The 888-nt window shown below is 72.1% G+C and carries 2 protein-coding genes; one reads left to right on the top strand and one right to left on the bottom strand.

Annotated features, from left to right (window positions below; all coding sequences use genetic code 11):
* Positions 1-305, top strand: a 305-nt coding sequence (locus tag ACFPZI_RS28215; protein WP_381368660.1) for an SDR family NAD(P)-dependent oxidoreductase, incomplete at its 5' end; no start/stop codon positions are given.
* Between the two features lie 50 nt (positions 306-355).
* On the opposite strand, the gene ACFPZI_RS28210 is transcribed toward ACFPZI_RS28215, so the two are convergent.
* Entirely contained in the window at positions 356-835 is a 480-nt protein-coding gene (locus ACFPZI_RS28210; protein ID WP_381368663.1) for a hypothetical protein, read from the bottom strand.
* Between the last annotated feature and the right edge of the window lie 53 nt (positions 836-888).

Genomic DNA, 888 nt, shown 5'->3' with positions numbered 1-888 from the left:
CGTACGCGGCGTCGAAGGCGGCCGTCCGGTCCTTGGCGCGGACGTGGTCCAACGAGCTCAAGGGCCGTGGCATCCGGGTCAACGTGGTCTCGCCGGCATGGATCGAGACTCCCGGGGGCACCGCCGCTTTCGGCGACGAGGAGACCGCCCGGGCGGTCAAGGAGAATGTCGCCGCGACCGTGGCCAAGGGCCGCATGGGTCAGCCTGAGGAGGCCGCCGCAGTCGTGGCCTTCCTGGCCTCGGAACAGAGCAGCTACGTCGTCGGCGCGAACATCTACGTCGACGGTGGCGCGAACCAGATCTGAGCGGGCACCACACGGTGGGTGGCGTCTGAAGCGTTCCAGGTTCTGTGCCGCTACTGCTGGGAGCGTGCGGTGAACCGCCCGTCGCCTCGCTCGCGCAGCCGGCCGCGGCCGGCGAGCTTGGTCATCTTCGCGCGCAGCGGTTCCAGCTTGCCGCGCACCGTCACCTGAAGGCCCAGTTCCTCGCCCACCGCCCTTACCTGGACGGGGCCGTCGGCGGCCCGCACGATCGCCAGGATCTTGCGGTAGTCGGCGGGCAGCGCGGCCTCGTCGGGATTCTCGCTGCGGTGCGGGATCAGCAGGACCGCCCGCCCCGCCACCCGGGCGGGAGTCGGGGCGACGGCCGCGGCGGCCTCCGCCGCGGCCCGGTCCTGCTCGGCCAGCCGGTTCAGGACCCGCTCGGCGATCAGCAGCTCCTCCCGCTCGGCCTGGACCTCCTGCAGCTGCTTGGCCAACTCCTCGGCCAGCGTGCCCAGTTCACTCCGGCGTGAACCGCGCGCCGCTCCGAGGGTGGGGATGCCTCTTCGGTGCAATGCCCGCCAGAGGGTCTCGCTCGGGTGTGGTTGGCTCAAGCTCTGCCGGACGG

It is taken from the genome of Streptomyces chlorus (genome assembly GCF_042655885.1).
Classification (GTDB): Bacteria; Actinomycetota; Actinomycetes; order Streptomycetales; family Streptomycetaceae; genus Streptomyces; species Streptomyces chlorus.
The sequence above is the reverse complement of the archived record's forward strand: the minus strand, read 5'-3'. Positions and strand labels throughout refer to the sequence as shown.